The following is a 233-nucleotide window of genomic DNA, read 5'->3' as shown; positions in this document are numbered from 1 at the left end:
ATCTGGATCAGCAGGATTAGTCCAGTTCCATGTTATTGAACTACCACTAACACTTGATTCGTCCAGGCTGGTTACACTGGCCGGTGCAGTAAGGTCCAGGGTGGTTGCAGTATCATTTATCCAGGTAATGTTGATATTACCGTCAGTATCCACAGTTCTTGTACTGATCTGGTAGATGGTAGCTTCATCAAGACCGGTTGCTACATAGGAACTGTCAGGATCACTGACATTGG

At 45.5% G+C, this 233-nt stretch carries 1 protein-coding gene; it reads right to left on the bottom strand.

Annotated elements, in window-relative coordinates; translation table 11 throughout:
* The coding region (locus tag E7X56_RS11910; RefSeq protein WP_210409282.1) for a hypothetical protein at positions 1–233 on the bottom strand (233 nt) is incomplete at both ends.

The sequence above is a fragment of the Methanococcoides sp. NM1 genome (assembly GCF_900774285.1).
GTDB classification, from domain to species: Archaea; Halobacteriota; Methanosarcinia; order Methanosarcinales; family Methanosarcinaceae; genus Methanococcoides; species Methanococcoides vulcani.
This window is presented reverse-complemented; position numbering and strand designations above follow the sequence as displayed.